We start from the raw sequence: 5852 nt of genomic DNA on the forward strand, positions 1-5852 counted from the left end.
CATGAACCTTCTTGAACCCAAATTAAGCACCGCTTATTCAGAAGTGAGTATTGAACTTGAAAAAGCCCCTAGCAAAGCAGAACTGTTAGCTATGGCATCCAAAGAGAGTGGCTATATCAAGAATTGGACACTGAACATGATCAAAAAATCGGATAAGGGCGAAACCTTTATTAGCACATACCCCTATCCTGTTCAATTTTGGGAACTTGGGAATCAGTTGGTGGTAGCCCTGGGAGGTGAGCCGGTTGTGGATTATGCCCTGAACTTAAAAAAGATTTTTGGCCCTGATTTGTTTGTCATGGGATACTCGAACGATGTAATGGCTTATATTCCAACGGCAGAAATAGTACGTGAAGGCGGCTATGAAGGCCATACTTCACAAATGGCCTTTGGAATGCCTGCCAAATGGAAGGAGTCTATTGAACCTACTATCATGAATGAAGTTATGAATTTAGCCAAAAAGCTCAGGATAGTAATTCCTGAATCAAAATGATTTGCTGGGGTCCTATTTATTCCCTGCAATTATATATATTTAGATATAACAACATTAACAATGAAACGAAGAGAAATACTTAAAGGCCTAACCATTCTGCCTTTAGCAGGAGTTGCAGTTAATGCCATTGCTAATCAGGCACTTACAGAAGAAGCAGAAGCCAAAAATTTGGCAGCTGATGAATGGCTACCAAAGAAAGAACTCATTAAAACTCCCGCTGGATCGTGCCTTCGCTCAGGGCACATGCTATTTATCGGAGGTATTGGAGGCTGGTACGCCAACCAGAGAGCTGAACCTGGAGATATTAAAGTTCAGATTAGAAGTGTTCTAACCACCATGAAAGGAATTCTGGAAGGCGCTGGTTCTTCCATGTCAAACGTCCTGAAAATTCAAATGACCGTGGCCGAACCCAACAAAAATATCCCAGCATTGAATGAAGCCTACAGTGAATTCTTTCCCGAAAATCCGCCTGTACGTTCTTATAGCGGATCCAAAACGAGTCAAATGGGTAGAGATGGCATCCTCTGCCAGGTCAGTTGTATTGCCTACGTAGATTAAAAACGAACCTTAATTTTAACAAGAACCTAGAAAATATATCATATGAATCGTAGAAATGTATTAAAAAGTCTTTCACTCCTTCCGCTAGCGGGAGCCGTAGCAGCAATCCCTACTGAGGCTAATGCTCAGAAAAAATCTAAAAAAGATCCATGGACGCCTAAAAAACAAGTGATCCGCAAAAGTAATAGTGGTGGTAATACCAATCCTACAGTTGCAACTCCTGCAAACGGCGCAAAACCTGCTCCACCAGCAGCAATCCTCTCAGGATGTATCCGCTCAGGCCACCTTTTGTTTTTATCTGGCATTGGAGGTTGGTATGCCGAACGGAGGGCTGAACCAGGAGATATTAAAGTGCAAATTCAAAGCGCCTTAACTACTATGAAAGAGGTACTGGAAGATGCAGGTTCATCAATGGCCAATGTATTAAAAGTACATATGACCGTTGCCGAACCCAACAAAAATATTGCATTACTGAATGAAGGGTACCGCGGATTTTTCCCAGATCCTGCGCCGGTACGTTCTTACACTGGCTGCGGTGTTGACCAAATGGGGCGCGATGGTATTCTGGTACAGGTAGATTGTATTGCATACGTAGATTAAAAATTAATAATATAGTTAGTGGTAATTAAAAACGACAATCATCAATTTATGAAGCACTTTACTTTATTATTAGCGATATCGAGTCTTGCATTTTGTTCTTACGGACAGATAACTTTTAAAAGAAATGATATCTATTTGGAAGCAGGTGGTAACGGTCTTTTTGCATCCGTAAATTACGAGAGACAATTAACAAAACAACCAGGACTTGGGTTTAGACTTGGCGTAGGATTTTATTCTGAGAATGCTTTTTACCTGACAATACCAGTTGGTATCAACTATCTTTTTAAGCTAAAAAACAACAAATCATTTATTGACGCAGGACTTGGTGCAACTTGGACACGAATTGACGGAAATTTATTCGGCGACTCTAAGAATTCAAATGGTGACCACTTTGTAAACTTTGTTCCAAGTCTTGGTTACAGACGACATACAACGAAAGATTTAATGTGGCGTATTAGTGTGTCACCAATTGCAAACAAGTATGGTTTAGTTCCCTGGCTTGGCCTTTCAATAGGCAAAAGATTTTGATAAACATTAACTATCGCTAATATGCGTTTGGCGTCATGCGCCAAATCGTTCTAGTTGGCCCGGGTTAAAGATTTATTGTCTTAAACCCGGGCCTTGCTTTTTAAACATGAACTGCAACTATCCAGTGAAAATACATTGAACAGAAATGGTAAATTTGACATCCGGAAAATGAAACAGCATCTCTTCTGGAATTAAAAATTTCAATTTTATAATCCCCTTTCATGAGAATCCTGCTATCCTTCATCTTAATAATTTTCTCTGCTGCCCTATTTGCACAGTCAAAACCTGGAGTGAATAGCAAGCCATTTATATTGGGACAGATAGATGAGCTCTTTTCAAAAGAATTAGGAGAAAATAGGACCCTGAATATTTACCTGCCTGATGGTTACCAGAAAGATGAAAAAAACATCTATCCCGTAATCTATCTGCTAGATGGTTCGGCAGATGAAGATTTTATTCACGTAGCCGGATTGATACAATTCAATAATTTTTCATGGATCAATCGGGTTCCAAAATCTATTCTTGTTGGAATTGCCAATATTGACCGTAAACGAGATTTTACCTATCCAACACGTATTGAAAAAGACTTGAAAAGATATCCTTCGTCTGGCAAATCTGATCAATTTATCGCTTTTATTGAGAAGGAATTACAACCCTATATCAATCAAAAATATAGGACGAATGATTCAAAAATGATTATTGGGCAATCATTAGGTGGATTATTAGCCACCGAAATTCTGTTCAAGAAACCTTCATTATTCAATCAATATATTATTATGAGCCCGAGTTTATGGTGGGATAATGGCTCATTGCTAAATGCTACTTCAGAACTATTTCAAGAAAATTTTATACAAAAAACAGCGGTCTATATCGGGGTTGGGAAAGAGGGACTTGCACCCAGTGACATCCCTCATGTGATGGAAGTGGATGCAAATTTACTTGCAGAAAAAATTAAGGGTACAAAAAGTAAAAACGTACAGGTTTATTTTGATTATTTGCCTCAAGAAGACCATGCTACAATCACGCATCAGGCAGTTTTTAATGCCCTCAGACTTTTATATCCGCTTAAGCCCGCCGAAAATTAATGCCTTGCATTGTCCTAAAATAGAACAGCTTGACGGATAAAAAATTGAATTTAATATCGGGCTTTTTTGTTTACCACAATTTCCTAGCCACCCAGTGTCCACCGCTGGCGGGGGAATAAAAGGGGGTGGTATTTCATTCTATTGTCCTAAAATAGAACAGCTTGACGGATAAAAAATTGAATTCAATATCGGGTGTTTTGAACCTGTCTCTTAAACTCCAGCTTTTTTCAAAATTTCAAGTGTTTTTCTAAGCCCAGTCTCTGCTACATTTTGCAGGTCGCCTTTCCAGTACACCGGATTATACATTTCCAATGATATACATCCTTTGAAACCAGTGCCCTTAAGGTCTTTAAAAATCTGCTCCAATGGCAGAATACCATCTCCTGGGTAAACCCGATGCTCATCATTAAGCTGTGCCAAAGCAGGCAAAGCCGGAGCATCGTTGAACTGAAAAATAGCAATTGACTCTCCTCTTAGCATTTTGATTGCCTCAAATCCGCCCTCACTAATATACATATGATAAACATCTGGAATGATCATAGCACGTGGGTGATTGGCATCCATGGCTATACCTGTAGCCTGCCCCAAAGTTTTGACTGGGAAATATTTAACAAATACCAGCGCAGGTAGTATATTAAATTCGTTTATTCCTATTTCCAAGATGTCTCTGTAACGATCTGCGACCCACTTCTGACTGTAGTTTTCGCCTACTGTATTGGGAATGGTTTGGATATGCTCTGCGCCTATAGCAGCCGCCATACGCATCCTGTTACGGGTATCTTTAAGAGAGGCATCCCACAACTCTTTGGTAGGAGGCAAGGCATTCCACAGTCCGATCACACTGGGAACAAACAGACCCAAATCTTTAATTTCTTTTCCCAGATCTTTTAGATTACCGCCTTCTGCTTCAAACTTCTGCAATTCACCATCCCAAGGTTCAATAGCGTCATAACCGGCTTTGGCTGCAATTTTAACTTTATCTTTTAATGAGGCAGGCCTGATGGTAGCGGTATCCAAGCAAACTGGCCAAGGACTAACTCCTTTTTGATACCTTTTCTCCTTTTTATCAATTGCAGGTATTTCGGCACGTGCAATTTCGGGTAAAGAGGCTGCAGCAATACTGGCAGCTGCCCCAAGTGTAATAAATTTTCTGCGCTCCATATTAAAATGAATTATTTATTTAAAAAGTCAAAAACAGAACTGCCCATGTATTTTCCATCAAGCTGCTCGTTGATTCTGAGTAGTTGGTTATACTTGGCAAGTCTGGAAGATCCTGCTACTGAACCGATCTTTATTTGTCCGCCATTGAGCCCAACGGCAAGATCAGAAAGCGTAGCATCTTCAGTTTCGCCTGATCTGGCAGAAACAATTGTTTTAAAACCCGCATTCTTTGCCATGTTTAACGTAAATACGGTTTCGGTCAGTGTGCCTATTTGATTCATTTTTACAAGAATTGAATTACCTGCCTTCAAATCAAATCCCTTTTGTAAACGGCCAGGGTTAGTAGTGAACAGGTCATCTCCAATCAGCTGAATATGTTGGTCCAGCCTTTGAGTCAATTCTGTCCATCCTTCCCAATCATTTTCTGCTAAACCATCCTCAATAGAAATAACTGGGTGCTCTTTTGTCCATTTTTCAAGCATATCGATCATTTCTAGTGAGCTCAGTGAGCGGTCTTCGGAATTTAGTCTATAGCTATTTTTTTGGGCATCATAAAAATGAGATGAGGCAACATCCAAAGCAATAGCCACATCGGTATGTGGTTTATATCCACATTGATGGAATACTTCTGATAAAACCTCTAATGCTTCTTCATTGGATGAAAGCTGTGGTCCAAAACCGCCTTCGTCGGCAAGAAGATAGGCATTATGCCCTTTTTTAATGAGTACTTCTCTGGTTTTCCAATATACATTGTAGATCATCTCCAACGCTTCCGGATAGGATGTTGGTGATACCGGAATAATTAAAAAATCCTGCAGATCGATATTTTTTCCGGCATGTAATCCACCGCTAATGATATTGACCATAGGAACAGGGATAGATAGGGCCTGGGCAGCTGGAAGATACTTTTCTGCCAGGTGTCTAAACAATGGCAACCCGGCCTCATTTGCTGCGGCATGGATACAGGCAAAAGAAGCACCTAAAATAGCATTGGCACCCAGATTTGATTTTTCAGGGGTGCCATCTAGGGCAATCATCAAATTATCCAGACGTGCCTGATCTTCAATATCCTGACCAATAAGCGCTGATCTGATGATGGTATTGGCATTTTTAACTGCCTTTGTTACTCCTTTACCTCTGTGTCTGCTTCCGCCATCGCGCAATTCAAGCGCCTCAAACTGCCCGGTTGAAGCACCCGACGGAACCATCATTCTACCTATTATCCCGGATTCCAGAATCACATCCACCTCTACCGTAGGGTTACCACGTGAATCCAATATTTCTCTTGCTCTTAAATCTTTAATTTTAGACATTTTCTTTTTATTCTTTTACCCCTGAAAGTTCCGTATTCATTAAAATTTATTATTTCTAACTGGATTGAAATTGCTGTTCGATAGCCTCCAAAACATTCGCATCAGGCGATGCAT

General features: G+C 40.2%; 6 protein-coding genes and 1 pseudogene. 5 read left to right on the forward strand and 2 right to left on the reverse strand.

Annotated elements, in window-relative coordinates; all coding sequences use genetic code 11:
- The 5 genes and pseudogenes from ACIQZ6_RS11450 to ACIQZ6_RS11470 all read left to right on the forward strand — a co-directional run.
- Nucleotides 1–493 (forward strand): annotated as a pseudogene (locus tag ACIQZ6_RS11450) (hypothetical protein); the annotation flags it as partial.
- A gap of 60 nt (nucleotides 494–553) precedes the next feature.
- Nucleotides 554–1051: a RidA family protein gene (locus ACIQZ6_RS11455; RefSeq protein WP_395811213.1), complete on the forward strand. Its 498-nt coding sequence runs from the start codon at nucleotides 554–556 to the stop codon at nucleotides 1049–1051.
- A 42-nt stretch (nucleotides 1052–1093) separates the two neighbouring features.
- Nucleotides 1094–1651: a RidA family protein gene (locus tag ACIQZ6_RS11460; protein ID WP_395811215.1), complete on the forward strand. Its 558-nt coding sequence runs from the start codon at nucleotides 1094–1096 to the stop codon at nucleotides 1649–1651.
- A gap of 48 nt (nucleotides 1652–1699) precedes the next feature.
- On the forward strand, nucleotides 1700–2179 hold the full coding sequence (locus ACIQZ6_RS11465) for a hypothetical protein (RefSeq protein ID WP_395811217.1): 480 nt from the start codon (nucleotides 1700–1702) through the stop codon (nucleotides 2177–2179).
- Between the two features lie 221 nt (nucleotides 2180–2400).
- Entirely contained in the window at nucleotides 2401–3264 is an 864-nt protein-coding gene (locus ACIQZ6_RS11470) for an alpha/beta hydrolase (protein WP_395811219.1), read from the forward strand.
- 210 nt (nucleotides 3265–3474) lie between these two features.
- Here the strand turns inward: ACIQZ6_RS11470 and ACIQZ6_RS11475 are convergent, their stop codons facing one another.
- Together ACIQZ6_RS11475 and eno are read right to left on the reverse strand one after the other, a co-directional pair.
- The gene (locus tag ACIQZ6_RS11475; protein WP_395811221.1) at nucleotides 3475–4425 is read right to left on the reverse strand and encodes a sugar phosphate isomerase/epimerase family protein; all 951 of its coding nucleotides are present in this window, start codon (nucleotides 4423–4425) and stop codon (nucleotides 3475–3477) included.
- Between the two features lie 11 nt (nucleotides 4426–4436).
- The gene (eno, locus tag ACIQZ6_RS11480; protein ID WP_395811222.1) at nucleotides 4437–5738 is read right to left on the reverse strand and encodes a phosphopyruvate hydratase; all 1302 of its coding nucleotides are present in this window, start codon (nucleotides 5736–5738) and stop codon (nucleotides 4437–4439) included.
- Nucleotides 5739–5852 lie beyond the last annotated feature (114 nt).

It is taken from the genome of Daejeonella sp., from assembly GCF_044348475.1.
In the GTDB taxonomy this organism is placed as follows: Bacteria; Bacteroidota; Bacteroidia; order Sphingobacteriales; family Sphingobacteriaceae; genus Daejeonella.